This is a genomic window from Streptomyces fungicidicus, from assembly GCF_003665435.1.
Classification (GTDB): Bacteria; Actinomycetota; Actinomycetes; order Streptomycetales; family Streptomycetaceae; genus Streptomyces; species Streptomyces fungicidicus.
Genome location: NZ_CP023407.1, coordinates 5,252,540 through 5,276,510 on the forward strand (window position 1 = coordinate 5,252,540; position 23,971 = coordinate 5,276,510).

The following is a 23,971-nucleotide window of genomic DNA, read 5'->3' on the forward strand; positions in this document are numbered from 1 at the left end:
GACGGCGGCCCCCGCCTCCGCCTCCGCCGGCGTCCTCGACCTGAGCCGCCGCACCCTCACCGTCGGCGAGCGCGTCATACGCGTCGACTCGCGCTCCTTCCCCCGCTTCGCCCCCGGCAGCCGGATGAAGGTGGTCGCCAAGTCCACCCTCAAGGTGCTGCCCCTGGAGAACGGCACGAGGGCCGGCACCGAGGTCAAGGTCCCGTACCTGGTCCAGCTGAGCGCCCCCGGCCGGCAGCCGGTCTACGCCGGCGCCCTCGCCGTCGACACCAAGGCGCTCGCCGCCCTCTCCGCCAGGTCGGGCTGGCTGGGCATGAACGTCGCGGACGCCAAGTGGTTCTACGCCCGGGCGCGGGCGGGCGACCGCATCGAGATCACGACGACCGCCACCGCGCGGCCGGCGACGCCGGACGCCGTGGGAGGCGGGGGCGGCTGACCACCTCCTACGCCCCCACCTGGGATTCTTACCCTCTGGTGACCAATCCGCGCCGCCCGCGGCCTCGGATTACGCCCGGAGACGTCCCGACCGCGGAGGGCCCACGTGAAAGAAGCAGTCCACATCGGCAGAAATCCCTCACGGGAGCCGGATCTGCAGGAGCTGATGGCCCGGGTCGCCCTGGGGGACGAGGAGGCGTTCGCCTCCGTCTACGACAGGGTCGTGAGCCCGGTACTCGGCGTCGTCCGCTCCGTGCTGCGGGACGGGGCCCAGTCCGAGGAGGTCGCCCAGGAGGTCCTGGTGGAGGTGTGGCGCACGGCCCCCGGATACCGCGCCGACCGGGGGACCGTCATCAACTGGATCCTCACCCTGGCCCACCGCCGCGCCGTCGACCGCGTGCGCTCCGTGGAGGCCGCCGCCGCCCGTGACCACAAGGCGGCCGCCCTGGACCGGATGCCCGAGTACGACGAGGTCGTCGAGCAGGTCGAGGCCCGTATCGAGCGCGAGCAGGTGCGCCGCTGTCTGAGCGGCCTGACCGAGATCCAGCACCAGGCCGTCACCCTCGCCTACTACCGCGGGCTGACCTACCGCCAGGTGGCGGAGGCGCTGACGCTGCCGCTGGGCACGGTGAAGACGCGGCTGCGCGACGGCCTCATCCGGCTCCGCGACTGCCTGGGGGTGACCGCGTGACCACCGCCGACCCGCACCTGCTGACCGGGGCCCACGCCTTGCACGCCCTCCCGGACGACGAACGCGCGACCTTCGAACGTCACCTCGCCGACTGCGAGCCGTGCGCCCGGGAGACCGCCGAACTCCACGCCACCGCCGCCCGCCTGGGCCTCGCCGTCGCCACGGCGCCCCGTCCGGCGATGCGCGAGGAGGTGCTGCGCCGGATCACCGCCGTCCGCCAGCAGCCGCCCGGCCCGCCTGCCGCGCCCCGCCGGGCCCGCGCCGCCCTGCGGGCGCACCGGCTGTCCCGCTGGACGCTGGCCGCCTGCCTGGCGGCGGCCGCCGCGCTCGGCGGCACGGCGGTGTGGCAGTACGAACGTGCCGAGGACGCCCAGCGGCAGGCCCGCCGCGCCGAACAGGGCACGGCGGAGATCGCCGCCGTACTGGCCGCCCCGGACGCCACGACCCGGGCCGCCGCCCTGGGCGACGGAGCCACCGGCACCGTCGTCGTCTCCCGCGAGCGGGACGAGGCCGTGTTCGTCGCCTCCGGGATGGCGCGACCGCCCGCCGGGAAGGTCTACCAGCTCTGGTACGACGACGGCGGCACCATGCGGTCCGCCGGTCTGATGGACCCCGGCCGCGCCGACCAGGCCGTCCTGATGGAGGGAGCCGTCGACGGCGCGTCGGCCATGGGCATCACCGTCGAACCCGAGGGCGGCTCCCGGCGGCCCACCTCCGACCCGGTCGCCCTGATGGGGCTCCCCACCTGAATCCGTAGCCGGAGCGCCCGCGGATTGGTCGCGAAAAACATTTCACCGAATTCGGTGATCGACCAATCCGCCGGCCCATCGGGGCCGGATTCCCCACGTGACCGACGACGAGAAGAAAACGCGAAAGGCCCACGGCGCGATCCGCCCGGCGCTGGGTGCGCTGAGCGGCGCGCTGGCGGGATTCGCAGCCCTCGCCGTCGCCGAACCGGTGGCCGCGTGGGTACGCCCGCAGGCCGCACCCGTCCTGGCGGTCGGGGGCGCGGCGATCGACCGCACCCCCGCCGCCGTCAAGGACTGGGCGATCCGGGAATTCGGCACCGACGACAAATTGGTGCTGCGCGCCGGAATTCTCGCCGTACTGGCACTGTCCGCCCTCGCGCTGGGAATTCTGGCGCTGCGATTCCGGCGCTCCGCCGCGTCGGGGGTTCTGCTTTTCGGCGCGATCGGCGGAGCCGCCGCCGTGGCCCGCCCGGACTCGGCCGGAATCACCGACGCGCTGCCCTCGGCCGTGGGCGCGGTGGCCGGAGCGGCCGTGCTGTTCCTCCTCGCGGGCCGTCTCCGCGCCCCTGCCGCCGAGGGCGGATCCGTCCCCGGCGACTGGGACCGCCGGGGGTTCCTCCTCGCGGCCACCGCCGCTGCCGCCGCCTCCGCCGGAACCGGCGCCCTCGGCCGCGCCCTCCAGGGCGTCGGCAGCCGCAACGCGGCGGCCTCCCGTGACCGCGTCGTGCTCCCGGCCCCCGCCTCGCCCGCCCCCGCGGTCCCCACGGGCGCCCGCCTGCGGATTCCCGGCATCAGCCCCTTCACCACCCCGAACGGCGACTTCTACCGGGTCGACACCGCGCTCGCCGTACCCGAGGTGGACGCCACCACCTGGCGTCTGCGCATCCACGGCGAGGGAGTCACCCGCCCGGTCACCCTCTCCTACGACGATCTGCTGCGCCGCGAGCTGATCGAACGCGACATCACCCTCACCTGTGTCTCCAACGAGGTCGGCGGCCCCTATGTGGGCAACGCCCGCTGGACCGGCGTACGACTCGCCGGCCTGCTCGCCGAGTGCGGGGTGCGGCCGCCCTCCCGGGGCGGACCGGCCGACCAGCTGGTGGCCCGCTCGGTGGACGGCATGACCATCGGCAGCCCCGTCGAGGACCTGATGGACGGCCGCGACGCCCTGCTGGCCCTCGGCATGAACGGCCGCCCCCTCCCCTTCGACCACGGATTCCCCGCCCGCATGGTGGTGCCCGGCCTCTACGGCTACGTCTCCGCCTGCAAGTGGATCGAGGATCTCGAACTCACCACCTTCGACGCCTACGACGCCTACTGGGTCAGGCGGGACTGGGCGCGCGAGGCCCCCGTGAAGACCCAGTCCCGGATCGACACCCCGAAGCCGTTCGCCCGCCCGAAGGCCGGACCGGTCATGGTCGCCGGGGTCGCCTGGGCACAGCACCGGGGCATCGACGGGGTCGAGGTCCGTGTCGACGACGGCCCCTGGCAGGAGGCCCGGTTGGCGGCCGAGGGCTCCCGCGACACCTGGCGCCAGTGGTCGTTCGCCTGGCAGGCGTCCAAGGGCTCCCACACCCTCACGGTCCGCGCCACCGACGGCACCGGAGAGGTCCAGCCGGAGCGCCGTACCCGCACGGTGCCGGACGGCGCGAGCGGCTGGCACTCGGTGGTGGTGACCGTCGAGTGACCCCGTGAACCCCCCTTTACTTTCCGACCCTTTGACCTTGACCGCTGCTCCCTGAGAAGCACACCCCCGAGGAGAACCGAAGATGAACACCCGTATCCGCCGTGCTGCGCTCGTCCTGACCGCGGCCGTGACCCTTCCGCTCACCCTGAGCGCCTGCTCCGACGACGGCGGCGACTCCGCCGCCTCGGAGTCGTCCGGCAAGGCGTCCGCGTCGGCGCCGGCGTCCGACGAGGGCATGGGCAACTCCGGCAGTGCCGCCCCGGCCGACGAGCCGTTCGGACCGGCCTGTTCCTCCGTCCCGGAGGACGGCGCCGGTTCCTTCGACGGCATGGCCAAGGACCCGGTGGCCACCGCCGCGTCCAACAACCCGGCCCTGTCCACGCTGGTGACGGCGGTGAAGAAGGCCGGGCTGGTCGACACCCTCAACAACGCAGAGAACATCACGGTGTTCGCGCCCACCAACGACGCCTTCGCGAAGATCCCCAAGGACACCCTGGACAAGGTCCTCGCGGACAAGGAGCAGCTGACGAACATCCTCACCTACCACGTGGTCGGCGAGCGGCTCGCCCCGAAGGACCTGGAGAACGGCTCCTACGAAACCCTCCAGAAGTCGAAGCTGACGACGTCCGGCTCCGGCGAGGAGTACACCGTCAACGACACGGCGAAGGTGGTCTGCGGCAACGTCAAGACCGCCAACGCGAACGTCCACATCATCGACACGGTCCTGATGCCGGCCTCCTGACGTCACCCACCCCGCCCCGGGCGCCGCGCACCACGGCGCCCGGGGCGGTCAGGCGGGCCTGTCCTTCGCCCACCACAGGAACGCGGCGGCGTGCTGCTGATTGGCGAAGCCCTCGCCGGCCAGCGAGAGCAGCAGGTCGTTGCTCCAGAGGATGAGCCGTCCGAGCGTCCAGTTCACCGACTCCGGCGCCGGCAGCTCCAGCCCGTACACGGTCCGGGCGATCTCCCGCTTGCCGCCGGCCTCCGTCGTGTACTTGAGGATCGTGAGGAACCGCTCGGGCCGCACCACGCACAGCACCCGGGTGAGCAGGGCCTCCTTGAAGCCGGTCATGGCGAACGACTCGGTGCCGGCCAGCAGTCGCTGCAACCTGTCACCGAGCGGGATGTCGTCCGGGCCGTACAGGAGGTACTCGATCGTCCTGCGGGTCGACTCCCCGGCGGCGGCGTCACCCAGTTCGTTCCAGGCGGAGTTGAAGGTGGCCTGGTTGCCGGGGCGGGCGCCGACCTCGGAGTTGGCGAAGTCCTTGAGGCGCCGGGGATCGCACGTCCGCAACCCGTCGGGGGAGAAGATCTCCTGGTACTCCGCCCAGTAGGCCGCGACCCGGGGGTCGAAGTCCGGCCGGACGGCCAGGTACTGCTCCTTGAGCCGGGCCACCCGGCGCAGCACGCCGGGCTCGACGTCCTCGGCCTTGGGGAAGCGCGCGGCGAGTTCCCCGAAGGAGTGCGTGGCCGGTGCGTTCCGCCGGGCGGCGGGCGCCGCGTCCCGCCACTCGTAGCCGCACCGGTGCCGGACGACCCGGCCTCCGTCCTCCAGGCGCCGCACCACATCGACGTCCTCGTCGTCGCTGCACAGCGGACACATGACAACGGCCATGCCCCCCACCCCCGTTCCCCGCGGGACCCCGGTCCCGCCCGCAAGCCGACGTGCTCCCCTTGAAGGGCTCACCCTTCCACACCGGGTCGTGCGCGGACGCGGGGCCGTAAGACCCGTCGCGCGGGGAACACAGCGGCGGCGGATCCGTCGGCCACATCTGCAGGTGTCTGCGGCCGCCGGTGCGGCGAAGAGCCCCGCGAGACCGCCGAAAACCGTTACCCTTAGACAATAATTGACGGGTGCTTACGATTTGCACCGCGGGCTTCGGTCGGCCGTCCCTGTGAACGGCCCGGAGGGCGTGTGCCGCGTTTGTGGAAACGAAGACGACCGAACGGGCCGAACGGGGAGGGCGACGGGGGCGGTGCGCGGGTGGAGGGCCCGGCCGAGGGGCTGAGGGCGTTCGCGGTGGGTCAGGACGACATCCTGACCATCGCCCGGGTGATCGGGCACGCGGAAGAACTCCTGACGGCGCGCAGCGGCAGTGACAGGGAGACGATCCGCAACGCGAGCGGCGCCGAGCTGCTGTCGCTGCTCTATCCCCGCATCGGACTGGTGATCGCCCGCGGCGGCAGCGGAGCGCCGATGCAGGTCTCCGAGATCCGGCACCTGGAGGCGGCGATCATCAATCTGGAGTCCTACGGCGGCCACGAGACGGTCCTGTGCGACGGCTACGCCCTCCTCGCGCGCTTAAGGGCGCGTTCGGGGGAGACCCGCGCCGCACGGACGGAGGACGGGATCCTCACCCTCCCCGACCCCGCTCCCCGCGCGCCCTGTCCGTGACCTCGGCCGTGGTCCCGGGGCGGTGATCGGCCCCCGGGGTTCCCCGCGGGCGGCTCGGCTCAGTGAGAAGGGTCTCCCTGCCGGACGGCCGCGTCCATGTTCTCGGCGAGGGGCAGGTAGTCGGCGGTGCCCGTGACCTGGAACAGACGTGTCACGGCCGGATGGAAGGGCCCGGCCACCGCGAGCAGCCGGCCTTCGGCCGAGTACCGCTCTTGTGCTTCGAGGAGCAGGTTGAGGAGACTGGAGTCGGCGAACACGGTCCCCGACAGGTCCAGCACCGTCACCGCGGCGCTCGCCCGCCACGCCCGGGCCATGGCCTCGTCGAGTTCGCCGACCGCGTCGACGTCTATCTCTCCGGAGATCACTACCACGAACGCCTGTTCGCTCTCCCTGACCGCCACCGGTCGTCCGTCGCTCATACTCCGCACTCTGCCAGCTCCTGCTCGTCGGCTCCAGGAGGGCCCCCAGGAGTGAAGTCGCCGCTCATGGATACGGTGCCTGCCAGTGGGTACCCATCCCGCCGTCGGAGCGGTTGCTCGGATATCAGGATTGCGGAATAGTTGTCACTCGGCAAGTGATGCGAACTGTGATGTGAGGTGAAGGGCCGAGACAGGGCCCTGTCCCATGGCCACTCTCCCGGAGAGCGCCGGTACGGACGTCGCCGGCGCGGCGACTCCCGGCGCCGCTCCCTACCCGGTCGTGGTCATGGACGCGGCCGGCTGCGTCGTGGAGCTCAACGACGCGGCCTCGGCCCTCCTGCCCGGTACGCGTCCCCACGAGCCACTGTCCTCACCCGCCTGGCTCGCCGCCGCACACCACGCCGGGACATCCAGCGAAGTCGGCGGGGAGATCGGCGACCGCGTCTTCTCGGCGCAGCAGTCCCGCCTCCCCGACGGCAGGACGGCATGGTGGCTGGTCGACGAGACCGCCTACCGCTCGGTGGTGGCCGAACTCGCCGCGGAACGTGAGCGCACCCGGTTCCTCGCCGAGGCGTCCAGCGCCCTGCTGGCATCCCTGAACCTCGACCGCTGCATGGAGGCCACCGCGGCCCTGGCCGCCGAGCACCTGGCCGATGCCGCGCTGGTCATCGCCCCGGCCAGGCCCCGCAAGCTGCCGCTGGTCGTCTGCGACCAGCAGGGACGTCTCACCAGGGCCACCGTGTCGGCCAAGCCGGAGACCGTACCGGGACTGGCCGAGGCCCTGCGCGGCTTTCCACCGGTGCCCTCGCGCTGGATAGACCCCGCCACCGCCCCGGACTGGCTCGTCCCCGAAGGCTTCGGGGAGGTCGGATCGCTGGTCATCACCCCGCTGCCCGGACACGGAGTGCCGGCGGGCGCGCTCATCCTGCTGCGCCGGGCACAGCAGAACGCCTTCAGCGGCTCGGAGGAGGCGTTCGCCGGACTGTTCGCCGCCCGCGCCGGAGCGGCCATGTCCGCCGCACGGCTGTACGCCGAGCAGAACGCGGTCGCCGACACCCTCGTACGCGCCCTCCTTCCCCCCACCCTGCGGCAGGTGGAGGGGGTGGACTTCGCGGGCGGCTACCGGGCCAGCGTCGACACCGACCTGATCGGCGGCGACTTCTACAACGTCCACCCGCCCGGCGAGGACTGCCCCGAGACCCTCGCCGTGCTGGGAGACGTGGCGGGCAAGGGGATCGAGGCCGCCGTGCTCACCGGCAAGATCCGCAACACGCTGCACGCCCTGCTGCCGATGGCCGACGACCACGCCCGGATGCTGCGGCGGCTCAACACCGCGATGCGCGACGGCGACCGCGTGCGCTTCGCCACACTCGTGCTCGCCTCCGTCCGCCGCGAGGACCGCGACGTCCGGCTGCGGCTGACCTCCGCCGGCCACCCCGTCCCGCTGGTCGTGCGGCGGGACGGCACCGTGGAGGAGGTCGACACCGAGGGCACCCTGATCGGCGCCCTCCCGACGATCACCTCGCGCACCGCACAGGTGCGGCTCGCGCCGGGCGAGACGTGCCTGCTGTACACCGACGGCGTCACCGAGGCCAGGGGAGGCCCGCTCGGCGACACCATGTTCGGCGAGCAGCGCCTCAAGCGGGCCCTGGCCGAATGCGCCGGCATCCCCGCCGCGGCCGTCGTCGAGCGCGTCCGGATGCTCATCGACGAGTGGATCGGCGACGGACGCCACGACGACATCGCCGTCCTGGCCATCACCGCACCCCGCGGCGCGCACCTCAGCGCGGTGGACGGAACGACGCGAGGCAGGTACACCGCATGACGACCGCCCCCGCCCCCGGCCGCGACGAGGGGTCCGTCCACCACGACGACACGGCCCCGCCCGCCGCTCCCGACCGGGACGAGTGGGCGGAAGAGTGGGCGGACAAGCTCTGGGCGGCGGTCCGGGCGGCCGACGAGTACACGGCCGCCGATGTGATCACCAACGCCCTGGAAGCCGGCCTGCCGGCGGAGACGGCGCTGCTCGACGTGATCGGGGCCGTCCAGCGCAGGGTGGGCACCGAATGGGCCGCCAACCGCATGAGCGTCGCCGACGAACACGCCGCCACCGCCATCAACGACCGCGTCATCGCCCTCCTGCCCAGGCAACGCCCGGCCGCCCCGCTCGGCAGGGTGACGGTCGCCTGCGTCGACAAGGAATGGCACGCACTGCCCGCACGACTGCTCGCCGAGACGCTGCGGCTGCGCGGCTGGGAGATCGGCTACCTCGGAGCGCAGGTCCCCACCGCCCACCTGGTCAGCCAGATCCACCGCAGCGGGGCGACCGCGGTGTGCCTGTCCGCGTCGCTGCCCACCCGGCTGCCCCCGGCGCACGCGGCGATCACCGCCGTCCAGGCCATCGGCACACCGGTCATGGTCGGCGGCCTCGCCTTCGGCGCCGACGGCCGCCACGCCCGCAGCCTCGGCGCCGACGCCTGGGCGCGCGAAGCCCGCGCCGCCGCCGACCGGCTCGCCGCCGGCCCCCTGCCCCGGCCCAGGCCGCCCCACCAGGCCGTCGACGACCTGCCGCACCTGGCGGACCAGGAATACACGATGGTCTCCCGCACCGCGCGCAGCCTCGTACGCGAGACCTTCCAGCGCCTGGAGCAGCGCTTCCCCGCGATGCGCGACTACGACGACGCCCAACGCGAACGGACGGCCGAGGACCTCGCCCACATCGTCGACTTCCTGGCCGCCGCCCTCTACGTGGACGACGCCGACGTCTTCACGGGCTTCCTCACCTGGACCGCCGACGTCCTCACCGCCCGCGGCGTCCCGGCCCGCTCCCTGCTGCCGGGTCTCGACCTGATGGAGGAACAGCTCCACGACTTCCCCCGCGCCCGTGGCCTCATCGAAAGCGGCCGCACCGCGCTCGCCCCGCACTCCTGACCCCCGACGCTGGAATCGACCCGTGCCCATAGCCCCTGACGCAGGCCCCCTGCGCACCTTGCCCCCGACCGACCCGCACACGCTGTGCATGGCCCTCGTCGGCGACCTGGACTACGAGGTCGGAGACGAGGTGCTGCACCAGGTCCGGCGAGCGCTGCGCGCACGGGAGGACCTGCGCGAACTGCGACTGGACTGCCGGGAACTCGCCACGACCGACTCCACGGGCCTGAGCGTCCTGCTCCAGCTCCACCGCGACGCGGGCAGGGACGGCATCGGCTTCCACCTGGACAACGTAGGCCCGGTCCTGGAACGCCTGCTCCGCGTCACCGGCACCTACGAGCACTTGCGCACCGGCCGGCCCGACGAGCTCCCGGCCGACCCCGAGGCGACGGCCGGGGAATCGGGCGCTCTCCTCTGACCCGTCCCCTCGAACCGCCCCGCCGGACGCCCCGTACGCCAGCCGGCGATGCGGACGCCGCGCACATGACCACGCCGGGACAGGGCAAGGGAGTGAGCGGAGGCAGGCGAGCGCGTTTCCGTGTCTCGCCTCACGGGGGAGGGGCGGAGCGGCATGGCCGAGCAGGTCCGGGAAACGGTCCCCCCGGCCACGAGCGCGGGCGGGGGCTGACGAGGTCATGGCAGGAAAACAGCTCCCCCGCCCCCGCACCCCGTCCGCCGGCGCCCGCGAAAGCGCCGCCCGCACCAGGTGGCCGCGAGCGCTGCGGCGCACACCCGTGTCCCTGTGGACGGACGACGTCACGGACTGGGCGGCCGCCCTCACCTACTACGCGATGCTCGCGATCTTCCCCGCGCTGCTGGTCACCCTGTCGCTCGTGGGACTCCGCGACCCCGACGACGTGCAGAACCTGATCCGGGAGATCGGCGCGCTGGTACCGCCCGACTCGCGCGACATCATCGAGGAGACCCTGCGGTCGATGGCCCGCCGGCGTTCGGCCGCGAAGCTCCTCCTCGTCCTCGGCACCGTGAGCGCGCTGTGGTCCGCCTCCAGCTACCTCGCCGTCTTCCGCCGCGCCCTGTACTCCATGTACCGGATCAAGGACCAGCGGCCCGTGTGGCGCACGGCGCCGAGGATCGTCGCCACGGCCGTTGCCCTGCTGATGCTGCTGGCCATCAGCGCCCTCGCGCTCACCGTGACCGAAGGGCTGGCCCGCGCGGCCGGACGGCTCGCCGGGGCGGGGGACGCCGCGGTGGCGGTGGGGCTGGCGTTCCGCTGGCCCGCCCTGCTGCTGGTGGCGACCGTGCTCGTCATGCTGCTGTTCCGGGCGGGACCCGAATCGACGCGCGGCGTACGGCGCATGGCGCCCGGTGGGCTGCTGGCGGTCGTCCTGTGGCTGGGCGCCTCGGTCGGCCTGTACCTGTACATGGCGCAGGTCGGCACGTACGACCGCCTCTACGGCTCCCTCGCCGGCCTGATCGTGTTCCTGATGTGGCTGTGGTTCTCCAACCTCGCGCTGCTGGCCGGCGCGCAGTTCAACGCCGAACTCGCCCGGACGCCGTGACCGCGAAGTTCATCCCGGTCACGGATGAAGGCCGGCGGACGGGGTATCCGGCTTGCCGCGAGTTCGTAGAATTCTGAAGGAGATTTCGTGACCGAGGACGCAGGCCTGGGCGTCGAGGTGTTTCTCATCGGACCGGACACCGCGATCCTCGCGATACGCGGCGAGTTGGACATCAGCACGGCCCCGGTGCTGCACCACCGGCTTGCCGAGCAGGTGGCCCACGGACGGCGTCACCTGCTGCTGGACGTCACGGAGATGCCGTTCATGGACTCCTCGGGGCTCAGCGTCATCGTCCGGACCGTCAACGAGGTACGCGACGTCGGCGGCACCATGTCCCTCTCCGGGGCGAGACCGGTGGTGCGCCGTCTGCTCGACCTCACCGGGGTGGGCCTGACCTGCCCCCTCTACGACAGCGTGGACGACGCCCGCCGGGCCCTGGCCGGCGAGCCGGGCGACACGGCCGCGGCCGTCCGTCAGGACGCGGCCACCCGCTGACGGCCTCCGGCCACCCCTCCGGCGCCGGCGCGTCCTGGCGGCAGGGGACGGATTACGCCGACAGGTGGTACACCCGGGACCCGACGACTGCACGGGGATCGCGCGGGTAGCCGAGTGACAGCCCGGACGAACGCCCACTCACCGACGGTGCCGTGAGCCCGCTCCGGTGGAGGCGGCCGCAGTGGGCCCCGCCGCACGCCACGAGGCGGACGAGACGGGGCGCACGAGGTGGCGCCGGCCGGGCTCTGAGCTCGATGCGCCCACGTCAGCGCGGCTCTTCTGAGCCGTCAGCGTACAGATCGGAGTGCCCGTTGATCACGATGACGTCGGCCGACGGAGACATCGGCGATGCCCGGCGGGCCGCCACGGCGTTCGGCTCCCGCGAGTGTCCGGACGCCGACCTCGGCGCGCTGGCACTGGTGGTGTCCGAACTCGTCACCAACGCCGCCCGGCACACCGGTGGTTGGTGGCGCCTGACCGTACGCGGAGAAGGCCGGCGGCTCGATGTGGAGGTCGAGGACCGGAGCTCCGCGGTACCGGCTCCGCGCACCCCGAGATTCGACGGGCGGGGCGGCCACGGCCTGAACATCGTCGGCGCGCTCGCCGGACCCCTGGAAGTGCTCCCCGGACCTCACGGCAAGACGGTCCGGGCACGCTGGGTCACCGGCCGACAGACATCAGCCCGCCCCCTGCCGGCCCCGGAGTCCCACGGCACGTCCCCTCTCATCGGCTACGAGCCGTAGCCCCGCACGCTGTCCGACGGACGGTGCGCGGCGCGCACGGCACGTCCGGCTTGGCCCGTCGACACCAGCCACTTCCCGCTTGCCACTTCCGGCGCGGGCAGGCGGATTCCGCTAGCATCGGCGTGCTTCGCTCCGCATCTCAACGAGAGCCGACCCCCACCATGGCTGAGACCGCCTACCTGTTCGTCCTGCCCGACCCGGGAACCCCACTGGGGGCGCCGGCCGTCGCAGTGGGCGACCTCGAGTGCATGGAAACCCCCGCCGTGCTGGCGTGGCTGCACGCCCACGACGTCACCGCCGACAGCGACCTGCTCAGGGTGCTCCCCCGGGAAGCGGACGGCAGCATCCCCGAGGACGCCGAACGTCTGCCCATCCCGCTCAGCGCGGACGAGGCCGACCGCGTACGCGGAGCCTGCGCACCCCGCTCCACCGCGGAAGTCGAGGCGGAACTCCGCGCCTTCCGCCACACGAACGCCGACCGCGACCGCCTGATCAGCCAGGCCCTGGCACGAGGCGTCCCCGCCCACCGCATCGCCCAGCTCACGGGCCTCGACCCGGCCGAGGTCGCCCAGATCACCGGCGCCTAGCGTCCACCGGACCCGCCGTCCCGCCCCCGCCGGTGTCCATCCCGCCGCTGGGCCGGGGCGCGGAGAACGGCGGAACGTCCTGCCGGCACGTGGCCCCGGTCGGCGGGAGGACACCGTCGACGAGGTACCGGCTCTCGTACGCGTCGACACAACTGCTGGGATTGAGCAGCGCCGTGTGCCCGTGCCCGCTGAGCGTGAGCAGCCGGGCGCCGGCCAGCTCCCGCGCCATGGCCCGGGCGGCTGAGTAGGGCGTCGAGGGGTCGTACGTCGTGCCGACCACCAGGACGGGATGCGCCGTCGGCGTGTTCCACGGCCCCCGATAGCGGTTGGCGGCCATCGCCGGCCAGTCCGCGCACACCTCTGCGGCCCAGGTCCAGTGCCGCCCGGCGTCACCCGCGCGGGCGGCGGAGGCCTCCTCCAGGGCGTGATAGACGGCGGGGTCCCGCGGATTGGGACTGTCGCCGCAGAACACGGCACTGGCCTGCTCCTCACCCAGGTAGGGATTCGGCTCCGGCACCGGCGGCGCGGGCGGGAACACGGGCGGCGCGGGGACCCGCCCCCGCCACAGCTCCTGCAGCCTCGCGGCCAGGTCCGTCCACCCGGGATGAACGACGTACAGACCGTTCACGACGGAGTCGACCGTACGGGCGTACGTCCACTCGCCCACCGGACGCGCCCGCAGCCGCCGCATCAGCTCGTCGAACTTCTCCCGGGTCGCTTCCGCGCCGCCCGCGGAGAAGGCACAGTGGTCGGTCGTGACGGACCCGCACAGGCTCAGGAACTGCTCCACGGTCACCGCCGCGGTACGGTCCGCGCCCAGCCGCAGGAAGGCCGTGGACCGGGGCTCCTCGTCGGACCCGCTATTCGTCCACGCCTGCGGGTCCCAGTCGCTGTCGAGGACCATGGCGCGGACCTTGCCGGGGAAGAGGTTGGCGTACGTCGCGCCGAGGAACGTCCCGTAGGAGATCCCGAGATACGTCAGCTGCGCATCGCCCACCGCCCGGCGCAGCTGGTCGAGGTCCCGGGCCGTGTCCGCGGTCGACACATGACGCAGCAGCTGCGGATCACGCTGCTCACAGCGCCGCCCGAGCTCCTCGTACGCGGCGACGAAGTCCCTCCGCTCCTCCGCGCCGACGGGGAACCCCTCCGGCTTGCTCGCCCTCCACTCGGCGGCCTCCTCCGCACTCGCGAAGCAGTTCACCGCGGTGCTGTTGCCGACCCCCCGGGGATCCCAGCTCACGATGTCGAACCGCTCCCGCACCTCCCGCGGGAAGGATCCGTAGTTCTGCGGCATCTGCACCGACCCGGGCCCACCGGGCCCACCGGGATTGAAGAACAGCGTGCCGACCCGCTTGCCCGGCCCCGTCGCCTTCCGCCTGACGACCGCCAGCTCGATCGCCCGCCCACCGGGGTCGCGGTAGTCCAGCGGCACCTCGGCGGTGGCACAGTCGAACGGACTGCCCTGCACACAGGGCCTCCAGTCCAGCTCCGGCGCGGGCACCAAGGGCGCCGGCCCTCCACCGGCGACGGCGGGCCCCAGCCCCGTGAACGCGGTCGAGCAGGCCACCACCCCGGCGACCACCGCGGCACAACGCCGCCGCCCGCCTATCGGTCCAGGTATACGCATCCCTGTTCCAACCTCACGCTAGAGCGCCCGAAGCCACCCCGACCGCGACCCCGGCACGCCTCCGCGTCCACCCCACCCCGCCCCACCGCCCCACGCGACCCCACAGCGTCCGACTGGCGGACGGAGCCCCTCACACTCCGAGGAATGACCATGGACCTGTCCGACGAGGGCGAGCCCCTCGCCCCCGAATGGACCGCCCTGGACAACAACCTGGCCGGCATCCTCCCCGGCCACCGAGACGCCTCCTACGCCGCCGAACGCTTCGTCCGCGTCGGCTGGAGATCGACCTCATCCTCCTGGCACGGCTACGAGGTCACCACCCGCTGGTGCGAACTCAACCTCGACCCCACCGACGACCACGGCGTCCTCCTGAACGGAGTCATAGCCCCCGATCACCTCACCACCCTGGCAGCCCTCCTCGACCGCTTCGAGCTCCCCTACTCCCTGGAGCTCTACGACGAGACCGGCACCTTGACCCGCGAACTCAACTCCGCTTCCGACCAGACACGTTGAAGCGACCGGATCCCGTCCCGGGCTTCGGGCAGGCACCGCGGCGGGCCGTACCGGCCACCCCTTGCGCCGGCCGGTTGCTCGGTCCTCACTGACGCTGCCGAGCCATGAGCGCTGGAATCATGGCGATCTTCTCTGCCGTGAGAGCCGACCAGTCCACGCCTGACGGTCGGTGAGGGCTCGGGCAGGCGATGGTTTCGTCAGGGGTCACGATCAGGTCGACGCTGACGTCGTGTTCGGTAGTAGGGATGGCGGTCTCGGTCACCTGCAGTGCGTGGACGGTGGTGACGACGATGGTCTCAGGCGTTACCAGGCCGGCCTCGGTGAGCAGGGCGAATTCGATGTCCGAGTAGCCGGCGCCCTTGCCGACGCGGGAGCCGTCGCGGTTGACGGCGACGCTGCCGAGGATGATGAGGTCCAGCGGTCGGAGGGCGTCGACCTCGACGGTGGGGGCGATGGCAGCAGCGGTGCGGCTGGCTGCCGCCTCGGCGGGTGGGACGGTGAGCGCAGCCGGGTCGAGGAGGTAGAACGGCTTGAGGGTGGCCAACTTCGGGACGGCCATGTAGACGGTCTTCCTCTCCTCCAAGGCCCTTGTCCGGACAGGGTGTTGAGCCTTGTCCGGTACGGCCTTGACGACGCTCGCGCGCTGCCAGGCCGGTAGTTCCGCGAGTCGGGACGCAGCTTGCTCGGAGCCTTTGAAGTGGGGGATGCGGCCGTGAACGGAGGAGTCGTGGACGGCGTCGGCGGCGGTCAAGACGTCCCAGACCTGTGTGCGTACCGCCTGCTTGAAGCGGTCCAGGGAGTTGACTGCCACGGTTTTCTCCTTCGCTTTTCTACGCTGCCGTCATCAGGCCGAACAGTCTGTCGTGGACCTCTGCGACGAACGGTTCCTGTCGCCAGGGACGTAGTTCTCGGGCGGCTCCGAAGACGATGTTCATGCCCCCGCCCCCACGTGTGGTCTCCAGCTCGGTGATGGCCTCGGTGAGGCTGGCGACTCCAGCTTCGACGTCGCGTTGGCGGATACGGGCGAGCGTAAGGTTTCCCAGCACGATCGCACGGGACTTTCGTCTGTCCCCGAGCTTCTCCGCCGTGTCGGCCAGCAGGAGCTCGGCCCGTCTGTGGTCACCGAGGGACAGGTAACAGGAGCCCGCGAGTCGGCCGAATTGGGTGGGCGACACCAGGTCGGCGGCGGCGTCGCCCGAGTCCACGTGATCGAGTCGGCGTTCCGCGCTGGAGAGTGCACGTTCGCAATCCGAGGCCGATCGCAGTATGGCGTGTGCCTCCGCGACGTGCAGGAGCGCCAGGCCGGAGAGGGCGGGACTCGTGCGGGCGGCCCTTTCCGCTGCCTGTTCCGCGAGGGCGAGACCGGCCCGCGTGTCGTGGGCGCCGTACAGCGCGACGTAGCAGGTGCGCAGTAAGGCGTGGGCTTCGAGGGTGGTGTCCCGTAGGCGGCGGGCGAGGTCTGCGCTCTGTTCGTAGTAGGTGGTCGCGGTGGCGTGGTCGCGGCGCTGAGAGGCGTCCCAGATCAGCTGACCCATGAGGGTGCACGCGTCGGCGTGCAGGGCGTGCAGTTCCCTCTGGACACGGCCGCGGGAGGAGCCGGCGGCGAACTGATCGATGCGATTGAGCTGCGCTGCCGCCTCCGCGATCAGACCGGCCGAAGGCACACGGTCATATCGCGCGGCGCAGTCGTCGAAGCATGTGCGGAGTGTGGCTACGGCGCGCAGGTCGATGCGGTCCGGGTGCAGGATCGCGTAATCGAGGGAGTCCTCTCCCGGCCTGCCAGTTGACGGCTGTGCTGTCAACAGGTCGTTGAGGCCCTCGGCATCGACGCGCAGAAGGCGAGCCAGCCGTGGACGCATCCAGGGCTGCGGGGCGGTGCGGCCTGCTTCCCAGCGGGTGATGGTGGAGCGGTCCACCCGCATGTGTTCGGCAAGAGCCTCTTGGGTGAGCCCCACAGTGCGGCGTCGCGCTGCGAGGCCGTTGCGATGGTGCGCCATGAGATGTCTCCCGTTCGCCGGCCCTGCCAGGGACGTGCGGCTGCGCGACTCCCCAGGTGAGGCGTGGGTGTGACACAGGGATGCCGCAATGGTGCGTCCATTGTGCTCTGGGCGTTGTCGCCCGGGGGCGGTTGTGTGGAACTCCGACGCACCCCCGCCAGGAAGGTTCGCCCTCCATGTCGCTCCGAACGCCCGCCCTCAAGTCCTCGTCTCTCCATGTCCCTTCCGACACCAGTGTCGTGTCATCCGCTCGTCGCACGGTGGTCGCGATCGTCCGTGGCTGGGACTTGCCGCTCGCGGAGGACGTGGTGGAGACGCTGGAACTGCTGACCGGCGAGGTGGTCGCGAACGCAGTGGTGCACACCGGGGAGGGCTGCCGGGTCACGGTGAGCTGGGACGGTACGCGGGTGCGGCTGGATGCCGAGGACGCGGCCGCTGGCCGCCTTCTGCAGTGCTCGCCGGCTGACCTGGACGGGGAGAGCGGTCGCGGACTGGAGTTGGTCAACGCTCTTGCTCACGCGTGGGGGTGCCGGCCGACCGCGGACGGAAAGGCGGTCTGGTTCGAGATCGACGCCCGTTCGCCCTCAACCTCCGGTCCGACACCGGAAAGCCAGGTACCCAGCGGCTCCCGTACGCACGTTGTCACCAACTGACCACTTGACCACCTGACTCGGGAGGCGCAAGTCCCGAGTCAGGTTCAGGCGCCCCGCACTGGATTCCACTACTGGTGGGACAGCCGGCGACGCCGCAACCAGGGGAGCGAGCGCCCCGCTCGCTTCCCGCAATCCCGCCCACACTGAAGGAGACAAAGCCATGCCCGAGCAGCACATCACCACGAACGGCAATCAGGAAGACCAGGGCCTGCTGGTCGCCCGCCGTCGGATCGCCGCCGCGCGCTCGCGGGCTGAGCAGCCCTCGGACGGCGGTTCCACCGGGCGATCCGACGGCAACGACTGAGAAGGGCCGTATCCGATGACCACCGACGTACCCGCGGTGGTCGCGCACCTGGGCGAGGAGTTCCTCGCCCAGGTGTACGGCCGCACCTACCGCCACTTTCCCGGTGCTCCCGGCCGCTTCGCCGGCCTGCTCGGCTGGGACGACCTGAACGCCCTGCTCACCCACCACCGGCTCGAGCTGCCCCGCCTGCGCCTCTCGGCCGGTGGCGAGGCGCTGCCCCAGCACGCCTACTCGGCACCTGTCACCACCCGTCGGAGCACCGTGTGGCACCGGCTCAGGCCCGCCGAACTGCACCGTCACCTCGCCGAGGGAGCCACTCTCGTCCTCGACGCCATCGACGAGTTGCATCCCGGCGTCGGCCACCTCGCCCAGGAACTGGAACGGCACCTACGGACGGGCGTCCAGGTCAACGCCTACGCCTCCTGGACCCCCGAGGAAGGCTTCGGAGTCCACTGGGACGACCATGATGTGCTGGTCCTCCAACTCGAAGGCGCCAAACGGTGGCGCATCCACGGCGCCACGAGGCAGGCCCCGCTCCACCGGGACACGGACGTACCTGAACCACCCCCGGACGAGCCACTCGCCGAACTGGTCCTGAACGCGGGGGACATGCTGTACCTGCCGCGTGGTTGGTGGCATGCGGTCGCCGCATCCGAAGGTGTGCACTCCCTCCATCTCACCTGCGGCATGCAGACGACGACGGGAGCCGACTTGCTCCAGTGGCTCTCCGAAGATCTGCGCCGCGAAACGAACGTGCGCAGCGACCTGCCGCGCTTCGGTACAGAGGAAGAGAAGACCGACTTCGTCCGATCGCTCGGCGACCTCGTGATGAAGCAGTTCGAGGACGGGACGTTGCTCGACCGCTTCCTCACCATGCGGGACGCCACCGACCGGGCCCGCCTTGTCCCCTCACTGCCGTACGTCGAGGGCGTACCGCCTGACCCTTCCCTCGTCGTTCACCTGGTGACCGCTCGTGCTCGGCTGCACCGCGACAGGGAGGGCCGCGTAGTGCTGATGGCAGGGGGAGAGGAGTGGACCTTCTCCCCGCAGGCCGCGCCCGTGCTGGCCCTCCTCGTGGACGGAGGCCGTCACCGCCTGGACACGCTCGCCCGCGCCGCCGGTCTTCGCGTCGGGCAGGTGGCGCACCTGGTGAGCGCATTGGTGGACGGCGAGGTCGCGGCCGTGGGACGCGCAGAATGAGTGCCCAACTGGTGGCGGGGACGTACCGGTGCCGTGACGTGCCGCGCTCGGTGGCCGCGGCGGTGAACGCCGGTGTGACATGGGTCGATACGGCGCCGAACTACGCGGCCGGTACGGCCGAGGCGTCTATGCGGCCGGTCATCGACGCTTGTCCACGGGTACGGGTGTCAACCAAGGTCGGCTTCGTCCCCGACTCCGACCGGCAGGCCGCTCGGGCCGACGGAGGGTTGCCCCACGGCCACGATCAGGACCACTGCCTGGCCCGCCCTTACATCGCCTGGCAACTGGCTCGTAGCCGGGCTCGCCTGGGTCGTGTCCCGGACCTGGTCTTCGTCCACAATCCGGAATGCGGCCGTACGGGCAGGGCCGATACGTTGCGGACGCTGACCGAGGCGTTCGAGGAACTGGAGAGCATGGCGGACGCCGGCAGTGTCGGCGGCTACGGTGTCGCGACCTGGGCGGGCCTATCGAGCGGCATGCTCACCATCTCTGAACTCATGACACTCGCGGAGACGGTGGGCGGGCCACGCCACCACTTCCGAGCTGTGCAGTTTCCGGTCTCACTCATTCAACTGGCCGTGGTGGCACACGCGCTCGACGGGCGGGGCGCCTTGGTGGAGGCACAGGAAGCAGGACTCGACGTTTTCGCATCGGCTCCGCTCGGAGGCGGCGAACTGCTCGGCGCGATGACGGAAGAATTGGTGCGTGTCATCGACCCCGCTGTCTCCGCCGCACAGGCCGCCCTCTTGGTCGCCCTGTCGGCACCCGGGGTGTCGCATGTGCTGCTGTCGGCGAGCACACCGGCACACTGGGCTGACGCCCTGGGCGCCGGGGCCCGCGAGTCATTGTCTCCCGATCGCTTGCGGAAGGTCATCGATGTCATCGGAACCTGACGATCCCGATGTCACCGCGCGGATGCGCAAAGCGCACACCGTGGCGTGTGGCTACCTCGGGACGGTTGTCAGCTCACGACCGTCCGACGCTGGCCCGAAAGAGGCGTGGGGGTGGAGAGGGCGCACGTTGGGCCGTCCCGTCGCCGGCCCGTACGGGCCAGGGTGGCTGCGTGTTGTCCATAGCCCGTTGGACAAGGCGAGCGGCAAGTTGTGGACGGGGCCGGAAGACGCCGAACGGATGGTGCCCCACCAGGTGCCGCGCCCGCGTCTACGCCTCGTACGGCAGTGGACGGAGGGAGACGACGCGTACAAGGCAGAGCTGTACGACCACGTCACTGGCGAGACTGTGTCGCCCACTCCAGCCCTCGTGACCGCCGCCCCCTCTCTGTCAGCAGCATGGTGGAGTGACCTGCGCAGGGTCATGTCTCGCCTTCCGGCGATCAGCACCGACCGCACGGCCGTCCGCCAGGCATACCTGGACCGCGCCATGCCGAAGTACCTCGCCTTCCTCGGCGGACCGGTCCCCACAGTGCCTCCCTCATGGTGCACCGCGCACGGTGACCTGCACTGGGCCAACCTCACCGGTCCCGACCTCACCATCCTGGACTGGGAAGGCTGGGGGATCGCCCCCGCCGGCTACGACGCCGCCATGCTGCACGCCTACAGCGTCGAAGTACCGGAGACGGCGGAGCGCGTGCGGCAGGAGCTTTCCGAGGTACTCGACAGCGAGAAGGGGTGCTTCGCAGAACTGGTGGTCATTACCGAACTCCTGCAGAGCGCCGAACGAGGAGACAACGTGGACCTCGTCACCGGTCTGCAACGGCGCGCGAAAGAGGTCTGGCACCGGATGAGGGCCGCTGGGGTGTCAAATTCTTCGTCGTCTGTCTGCGGGAGCATCTGAAGCTCGCTAGAGGTGATGCCCACTCGGATGAGTCGTGCAGCCTGGGTCGTCGGCTTTGGTCGCGCCAGGAACTCTTGCAAGCCCTCAACGTCAAGGGCGCCCCCGGTGGTGGGCTTACCGCGGTAGTCAGGGGTGTCGTGTAGCGATGTCGAACGCCTTCGGGCTACCCCGTGGGCGTTTCGAAATTCTTCGTTGCGGCCAGACTCAGCGTGGATGGGCATGAGTCGTAGGAGGTCTGACAGCTCGACAACGCGGTAGTCGCTTGCGTTCAGGCCCTTCCAGCCGTTGTCTATCACCAGTTGGCAAACAAGGATGATGGCGTCGCGAGCCCACTCGGGATCCTTGAGAGCCTTGACCTGGAAGCCGAGCCGCTTGAGCCAGGCCACGGACACGCCCCGTATCCGGCACCAAGCGGACGGGCTCCGGAACCCGACGCGACAGGCGGGGGCTCAAGGCTCGGGAGGTCAAGACCGAACGGCCGGTGCCCATCCCGCCCTTGCTGGTGGCGATGCTGCACGCCCACGTGCAAGAATTCGGCACCGCGAAAGACGGCCGGCTCTTCCAGAACGAGCGGGGCGGGCTGCTCGGTACCTCGAGCTATCAGCGTGTGTGGCAGGAGGCGCGGTCCTATGCGCTTCCCACCGGACAAGGTGGCATCGCCGCTTGAGCAACGGCCGTACGACCTGAGACACACCTGCATCAGCAACTGGCTGAACGCGGGTGTACCCGTTGCCGAGGTGGCCCGCCGAGCTGGCAACTCACCCGAAGTCATCCATCGCCGCTATGACGGCTACATCGACGGCCACGAAGAACTCAATAACCGGGGGATTGAGCAAGCCATGGGGTGGGAGGAGAGCACCAGGTGGCCCGGCGCAGCACGGCGGGCCTCGATGCCCACTTGCATGCCAACTTGATGCTCGATCTGTGACCGTGAGCACGACAGCGGCGGGACCCGAACGGGGTCCCGCCGCCGATATTCTTCCTTGCGCGGCGACGAATCACCGGAGTGTCAGGGAGAGATCCAGCCCTTCAGCTGATGACTTCGAGCGCCTTATCCGAGAGCAGTGAAGCCCGGGCGTTGAAGAACGCGACTGGATCGTCAGACCACGTACTGTCAGGCAGCATGGCCCGTTCGCAGATGTCACCGAACCTACCTGCGTCCATTCGCTCCCTGTAGATGCTAGGAGCCGCTCCACTTATAATTTTATTGTCGATGGAGGAAATGAAGGCGAAGTTGACCAGTGCGTTTTCGTTCACCGCCGGGTGAGCCTTCAGGAACTCTCGCGGGTAGATGTGGTGGTATTCGCTCCTGTTGTAATCTCGCAAAACTTCATCTAGAGCGATCTGCTGGCCACCGACAAAGCTAATCGGACGTTCTCGGGCGAGCAGCAGGATGAACGTTTTCGTGTTCACTGTGCCGATGTTCAGCGAATTCTCGAGGAAAAAATCGGGTGTGACGTCGCAGGTGAAGTCGCCTAGCTTTGACTCGTCTGGGGTATGGCGCAACTTGAACATCTCTTCGATGTCGGTCTTAAGGTTCCTCAGCACTCCACTGCTGTATCGGCGGGCGAAGCAAGTCCGCCAGAACCATCTCTCAAGTCTTGCACGTTGCTCACCCGTGGTTTTTACCGACTTGGATCCCTCCGCCGCGAAGAAAACAGACAACGGCACTAGGACGGTGCTGAAGGGCAGGCTTTTGATGCTGGCGCAGTGGAAATTCGTTTTGACGAAGTCGATGGCGCCCTCGATTCCGTTTCTGATCTCTTGGAAGCGTTTGCGTACGGAAGCGCCGTTCAGGCTCATCAAGGCCGCCGGACTGGCGTCACCGGCAATCACAGCGGAACAGCACCGCAGGAGCAGGTTGGGATCCTCGGAAAGTGAGTCGAATCCGAAGGGGCGTAGCTCGCTCCCGAGATGTTCGAACTGCTCGCGCAGGTCGAAATCTTCACTCCAGGACCAAGCAGCCAGCAACTGTAGTGCATCAATTGGGGTTCCGAGTCGATTCACTCGCTCAAATACGATCGCCACTTGACTCGGGTCGTCAGTCTCAAAGGTCTGCAGCGGAAGTGCAACCTGTAGAAATCTCTTTTGTATCCTATCCAGTCTCTCGGCTGTCACTTCGTTTAGGGGGCGAGTCTGGGCGCGATACGCCGTTGTGTCGAATAGAACTTTGAGAGGGAAGTGGCGTTCTTGGTCGACCTCGTCGTCTTTGAGCGCGAGGAACTGAGATTCTTGTGCGTCATCCGCGGCGCCCAAGTCGAAATAGATTGGCAGCCAGCCCTCTGCTTCCATAGGTTCGAGAGAAGTCTGAAAAACCCCAAAGATTGAAGTCAGGCGCTGCTGTCCGTCGAGGACATAGTCAATTGGGTACTCCGGATCCTTCACGGGGATCTCGTATGGGCCGACAGCCCTTTCAGTTCTGAGGGGCTTCTTGGTACGCCAGAAAAGAAGGCTTCCGTACGGGTAGCCCTTATAAAGGGAGTCCATAAGGTAGGCGACACGGTCGGCGTCCCAGACAAAGCCGCGCTGGAACGCTGGGATCCGTATTCTGCCATTCACAAGGCCGTTCATTGCGTCTTCGATACCTAGAGATTCCACGTGCTCCTCCTGAACCCGTTGCCGCCTGCGGTGCAGGGCAGCATATTCACTGGCTGGGTCGAACGGGCGCGCTTCGGCTAGTTGGCGAGAAATTGCGTCAGCGGCAGACCGTCTCGATGCCGATGGGAGCTGGTGCTGGCTGCGGCTGGTTCTCCGTCGCGAGGAGGAGGCGAGGACGATGCCTGAGCCTTAGCTGAGAGGAGGTGCTGAGTCGGCGGTGCCGCAACTGCGGCGATCTGGCCGTCATGAGGGATGGCACTGCAGGCTGGCGAGCCCGCGTGACTGACACGCCATAGACGCGCGACCAGTGCGGGACAACGACAAAGGGCAGGACCCAGTGAAACTGGGTCCCGCCCTTCATGCTTGGCACACTCGCAAGTCAGGCGACTGATCACCGTGAAGTCTGCTGCGTGCCCCCGGCAGGATTCGAACCTGCGCACACGGCTCCGGAGGCCGGTTCAGGCCGGGGTATACGCGCAGGTCACGCGCTGCTGGCCGATCCAATGACGCTTCCCGGTCCGCGGATGGTCCACGCGTTGCGGTAGCCGGGGGAGGAGGCCAAGAGGCCGGGGGTGTGTAGGGCTGACCACGGATGTCGGATGGCAGTCTAAGAGGTCATCTCAATTGGTGTGG

26 protein-coding genes are annotated in these 23,971 nt (G+C 70.1%); 20 read left to right on the forward strand and 6 right to left on the reverse strand.

Going from position 1 to position 23,971, the window contains the following annotated elements:
* The first annotated feature begins 124 nt into the window (after nucleotides 1-124).
* The 5 genes from CNQ36_RS35365 (at nucleotide 125) to CNQ36_RS24175 (ending at nucleotide 4,304) form a co-directional block, all read left to right on the forward strand.
* Nucleotides 125-436, forward strand: coding sequence for a hypothetical protein (locus CNQ36_RS35365; protein WP_240659444.1), 312 nt, complete (start codon nucleotides 125-127; stop codon nucleotides 434-436).
* 105 nt (nucleotides 437-541) lie between these two features.
* On the forward strand, nucleotides 542-1,126 hold the full coding sequence (locus CNQ36_RS24160) for a sigma-70 family RNA polymerase sigma factor (RefSeq protein ID WP_121547516.1): 585 nt from the start codon (nucleotides 542-544) through the stop codon (nucleotides 1,124-1,126).
* Nucleotides 1,123-1,875 carry an anti-sigma factor gene (locus CNQ36_RS24165; protein ID WP_004925673.1) on the forward strand — a complete coding sequence of 251 codons (753 nt, stop codon included), beginning with the start codon at nucleotides 1,123-1,125 and terminating at the stop codon, nucleotides 1,873-1,875. The genes CNQ36_RS24160 and CNQ36_RS24165 overlap by 4 nt, the downstream gene beginning before the upstream one ends.
* 97 nt (nucleotides 1,876-1,972) lie before the next feature.
* Nucleotides 1,973-3,562: a sulfite oxidase gene (locus CNQ36_RS24170; protein WP_121547517.1), complete on the forward strand. Its 1,590-nt coding sequence runs from the start codon at nucleotides 1,973-1,975 to the stop codon at nucleotides 3,560-3,562.
* An 82-nt stretch (nucleotides 3,563-3,644) separates the two neighbouring features.
* A complete protein-coding gene (locus CNQ36_RS24175) occupies nucleotides 3,645-4,304 on the forward strand; it encodes a fasciclin domain-containing protein (RefSeq protein WP_004925667.1) in 660 nt (219 codons plus the stop codon).
* Nucleotides 4,305-4,352: 48 nt separating this feature from the next.
* Here the strand turns inward: CNQ36_RS24175 and CNQ36_RS24180 are convergent, their stop codons facing one another.
* Complete coding sequence (locus CNQ36_RS24180; protein ID WP_121547518.1) at nucleotides 4,353-5,177, reverse strand: hypothetical protein; 825 nt, start codon at nucleotides 5,175-5,177, stop codon at nucleotides 4,353-4,355.
* Nucleotides 5,178-5,546: 369 nt separating this feature from the next.
* Between CNQ36_RS24180 and CNQ36_RS24185 the strand changes: the two genes are divergently transcribed.
* Nucleotides 5,547-5,957 carry a hypothetical protein gene (locus CNQ36_RS24185; RefSeq protein WP_228322586.1) on the forward strand — a complete coding sequence of 137 codons (411 nt, stop codon included), beginning with the start codon at nucleotides 5,547-5,549 and terminating at the stop codon, nucleotides 5,955-5,957.
* Between the two features lie 59 nt (nucleotides 5,958-6,016).
* Here the strand turns inward: CNQ36_RS24185 and CNQ36_RS24190 are convergent, their stop codons facing one another.
* Entirely contained in the window at nucleotides 6,017-6,376 is a 360-nt protein-coding gene (locus CNQ36_RS24190) for an STAS domain-containing protein (RefSeq protein ID WP_121547519.1), read from the reverse strand.
* A 205-nt stretch (nucleotides 6,377-6,581) separates the two neighbouring features.
* Here CNQ36_RS24190 and CNQ36_RS24195 point away from each other — a divergent pair, with 205 nt between their 5' ends.
* The 7 genes from CNQ36_RS24195 to CNQ36_RS24225 all read left to right on the forward strand — a co-directional run bounded on the left by CNQ36_RS24195 (nucleotide 6,582) and on the right by CNQ36_RS24225 (nucleotide 12,652).
* Nucleotides 6,582-8,201 carry a PP2C family protein-serine/threonine phosphatase gene (locus CNQ36_RS24195; protein ID WP_121547520.1) on the forward strand — a complete coding sequence of 540 codons (1,620 nt, stop codon included), beginning with the start codon at nucleotides 6,582-6,584 and terminating at the stop codon, nucleotides 8,199-8,201.
* Complete coding sequence (locus tag CNQ36_RS24200; RefSeq protein WP_121547521.1) at nucleotides 8,198-9,307, forward strand: cobalamin B12-binding domain-containing protein; 1,110 nt, start codon at nucleotides 8,198-8,200, stop codon at nucleotides 9,305-9,307. The genes CNQ36_RS24195 and CNQ36_RS24200 overlap by 4 nt, the downstream gene beginning before the upstream one ends.
* Nucleotides 9,308-9,365: 58 nt before the next feature.
* Nucleotides 9,366-9,725 carry an STAS domain-containing protein gene (locus tag CNQ36_RS24205; protein WP_228313056.1) on the forward strand — a complete coding sequence of 120 codons (360 nt, stop codon included), beginning with the start codon at nucleotides 9,366-9,368 and terminating at the stop codon, nucleotides 9,723-9,725.
* A gap of 316 nt (nucleotides 9,726-10,041) precedes the next feature.
* A complete protein-coding gene (locus CNQ36_RS24210; RefSeq protein WP_228329337.1) occupies nucleotides 10,042-10,827 on the forward strand; it encodes a YihY/virulence factor BrkB family protein in 786 nt (261 codons plus the stop codon).
* Between the two features lie 87 nt (nucleotides 10,828-10,914).
* Entirely contained in the window at nucleotides 10,915-11,322 is a 408-nt protein-coding gene (locus CNQ36_RS24215) for an STAS domain-containing protein (protein ID WP_228313057.1), read from the forward strand.
* Nucleotides 11,323-11,642: 320 nt separating this feature from the next.
* Nucleotides 11,643-12,065 carry an ATP-binding protein gene (locus CNQ36_RS24220; RefSeq protein WP_121548575.1) on the forward strand — a complete coding sequence of 141 codons (423 nt, stop codon included), beginning with the start codon at nucleotides 11,643-11,645 and terminating at the stop codon, nucleotides 12,063-12,065.
* A 161-nt stretch (nucleotides 12,066-12,226) separates the two neighbouring features.
* On the forward strand, nucleotides 12,227-12,652 hold the full coding sequence (locus tag CNQ36_RS24225) for a DUF6003 family protein (protein ID WP_121547524.1): 426 nt from the start codon (nucleotides 12,227-12,229) through the stop codon (nucleotides 12,650-12,652).
* On the opposite strand, the gene CNQ36_RS24230 is transcribed toward CNQ36_RS24225, so the two are convergent.
* On the reverse strand, nucleotides 12,639-14,120 hold the full coding sequence (locus tag CNQ36_RS24230) for an alpha/beta hydrolase (protein ID WP_228313058.1): 1,482 nt from the start codon (nucleotides 14,118-14,120) through the stop codon (nucleotides 12,639-12,641). The genes CNQ36_RS24225 and CNQ36_RS24230 overlap by 14 nt on opposite strands.
* Before the next feature lie 303 nt (nucleotides 14,121-14,423).
* Here CNQ36_RS24230 and CNQ36_RS24235 point away from each other — a divergent pair, with 303 nt between their 5' ends.
* Nucleotides 14,424-14,792, forward strand: a complete 369-nt coding sequence (locus CNQ36_RS24235; RefSeq protein ID WP_121547526.1) for a hypothetical protein — start codon at nucleotides 14,424-14,426, stop codon at nucleotides 14,790-14,792.
* Nucleotides 14,793-14,877: 85 nt separating this feature from the next.
* Here CNQ36_RS24235 and CNQ36_RS24240 read toward each other — a convergent pair whose 3' ends face one another.
* A complete protein-coding gene (locus CNQ36_RS24240) occupies nucleotides 14,878-15,603 on the reverse strand; it encodes a 5-formyltetrahydrofolate cyclo-ligase (RefSeq protein ID WP_121547527.1) in 726 nt (241 codons plus the stop codon).
* Between the two features lie 19 nt (nucleotides 15,604-15,622).
* Complete coding sequence (locus CNQ36_RS24245) at nucleotides 15,623-16,789, reverse strand: helix-turn-helix transcriptional regulator (protein ID WP_121547528.1); 1,167 nt, start codon at nucleotides 16,787-16,789, stop codon at nucleotides 15,623-15,625.
* Between the two features lie 176 nt (nucleotides 16,790-16,965).
* On the opposite strand from CNQ36_RS24245, the gene CNQ36_RS24250 reads away from it, so the two are divergent.
* The 6 genes from CNQ36_RS24250 to CNQ36_RS35725 all read left to right on the forward strand — a co-directional run bounded on the left by CNQ36_RS24250 (nucleotide 16,966) and on the right by CNQ36_RS35725 (nucleotide 21,407).
* On the forward strand, nucleotides 16,966-17,442 hold the full coding sequence (locus tag CNQ36_RS24250; protein WP_228313059.1) for an ATP-binding protein: 477 nt from the start codon (nucleotides 16,966-16,968) through the stop codon (nucleotides 17,440-17,442).
* A 160-nt stretch (nucleotides 17,443-17,602) separates the two neighbouring features.
* Nucleotides 17,603-17,746, forward strand: coding sequence for a hypothetical protein (locus CNQ36_RS34835; RefSeq protein WP_163013357.1), 144 nt, complete (start codon nucleotides 17,603-17,605; stop codon nucleotides 17,744-17,746).
* 15 nt (nucleotides 17,747-17,761) lie between these two features.
* Nucleotides 17,762-18,946, forward strand: coding sequence for a cupin domain-containing protein (locus CNQ36_RS24255; protein ID WP_121547530.1), 1,185 nt, complete (start codon nucleotides 17,762-17,764; stop codon nucleotides 18,944-18,946).
* Nucleotides 18,943-19,839 (forward strand): aldo/keto reductase, encoded by an 897-nt coding sequence (locus CNQ36_RS24260; protein WP_121547531.1) that lies wholly within the window; start codon nucleotides 18,943-18,945, stop codon nucleotides 19,837-19,839. The genes CNQ36_RS24255 and CNQ36_RS24260 overlap by 4 nt, the downstream gene beginning before the upstream one ends.
* A 421-nt stretch (nucleotides 19,840-20,260) precedes the next feature.
* Nucleotides 20,261-20,740 carry a phosphotransferase gene (locus tag CNQ36_RS35370; protein WP_228313060.1) on the forward strand — a complete coding sequence of 160 codons (480 nt, stop codon included), beginning with the start codon at nucleotides 20,261-20,263 and terminating at the stop codon, nucleotides 20,738-20,740.
* Between the two features lie 481 nt (nucleotides 20,741-21,221).
* Nucleotides 21,222-21,407 (forward strand): hypothetical protein, encoded by a 186-nt coding sequence (locus tag CNQ36_RS35725; RefSeq protein ID WP_323135680.1) that lies wholly within the window; start codon nucleotides 21,222-21,224, stop codon nucleotides 21,405-21,407.
* 362 nt (nucleotides 21,408-21,769) lie between these two features.
* Here CNQ36_RS35725 and CNQ36_RS24275 read toward each other — a convergent pair whose 3' ends face one another.
* Nucleotides 21,770-23,338 carry a DUF262 domain-containing protein gene (locus CNQ36_RS24275; protein ID WP_206278500.1) on the reverse strand — a complete coding sequence of 523 codons (1,569 nt, stop codon included), beginning with the start codon at nucleotides 23,336-23,338 and terminating at the stop codon, nucleotides 21,770-21,772.
* Between the last annotated feature and the right edge of the window lie 633 nt (nucleotides 23,339-23,971).

What these genes read in the sequence shown, in the direction of transcription:
- CNQ36_RS24190 (WP_121547519.1), bottom strand. Translation starts at nt 6,376, where the DNA reads ATGAGCGACGGACGACCGGTGGCGGTCAGGGAGAGCGAACAGGCGTTC.
- CNQ36_RS24255 (WP_121547530.1), top strand. Translation starts at nt 17,762, where the DNA reads ATGACCACCGACGTACCCGCGGTGGTCGCGCACCTGGGCGAGGAGTTC.
- CNQ36_RS24175 (WP_004925667.1), top strand. Translation starts at nt 3,645, where the DNA reads ATGAACACCCGTATCCGCCGTGCTGCGCTCGTCCTGACCGCGGCCGTG.
- CNQ36_RS24195 (WP_121547520.1), top strand. Translation starts at nt 6,582, where the DNA reads ATGGCCACTCTCCCGGAGAGCGCCGGTACGGACGTCGCCGGCGCGGCG.
- CNQ36_RS24235 (WP_121547526.1), top strand. Translation starts at nt 14,424, where the DNA reads ATGACCATGGACCTGTCCGACGAGGGCGAGCCCCTCGCCCCCGAATGG.
- CNQ36_RS24225 (WP_121547524.1), top strand. Translation starts at nt 12,227, where the DNA reads ATGGCTGAGACCGCCTACCTGTTCGTCCTGCCCGACCCGGGAACCCCA.
- CNQ36_RS24200 (WP_121547521.1), top strand. Translation starts at nt 8,198, where the DNA reads ATGACGACCGCCCCCGCCCCCGGCCGCGACGAGGGGTCCGTCCACCAC.
- CNQ36_RS24250 (WP_228313059.1), top strand. Translation starts at nt 16,966, where the DNA reads ATGTCGCTCCGAACGCCCGCCCTCAAGTCCTCGTCTCTCCATGTCCCT.
- CNQ36_RS35365 (WP_240659444.1), top strand. Translation starts at nt 125, where the DNA reads ATGAAGGTGGTCGCCAAGTCCACCCTCAAGGTGCTGCCCCTGGAGAAC.
- CNQ36_RS24260 (WP_121547531.1), top strand. Translation starts at nt 18,943, where the DNA reads ATGAGTGCCCAACTGGTGGCGGGGACGTACCGGTGCCGTGACGTGCCG.
- CNQ36_RS24180 (WP_121547518.1), bottom strand. Translation starts at nt 5,177, where the DNA reads ATGGCCGTTGTCATGTGTCCGCTGTGCAGCGACGACGAGGACGTCGAT.
- CNQ36_RS35370 (WP_228313060.1), top strand. Translation starts at nt 20,261, where the DNA reads ATGTCTCGCCTTCCGGCGATCAGCACCGACCGCACGGCCGTCCGCCAG.
- CNQ36_RS24220 (WP_121548575.1), top strand. Translation starts at nt 11,643, where the DNA reads ATGACGTCGGCCGACGGAGACATCGGCGATGCCCGGCGGGCCGCCACG.
- CNQ36_RS34835 (WP_163013357.1), top strand. Translation starts at nt 17,603, where the DNA reads ATGCCCGAGCAGCACATCACCACGAACGGCAATCAGGAAGACCAGGGC.
- CNQ36_RS24245 (WP_121547528.1), bottom strand. Translation starts at nt 16,789, where the DNA reads ATGGCGCACCATCGCAACGGCCTCGCAGCGCGACGCCGCACTGTGGGG.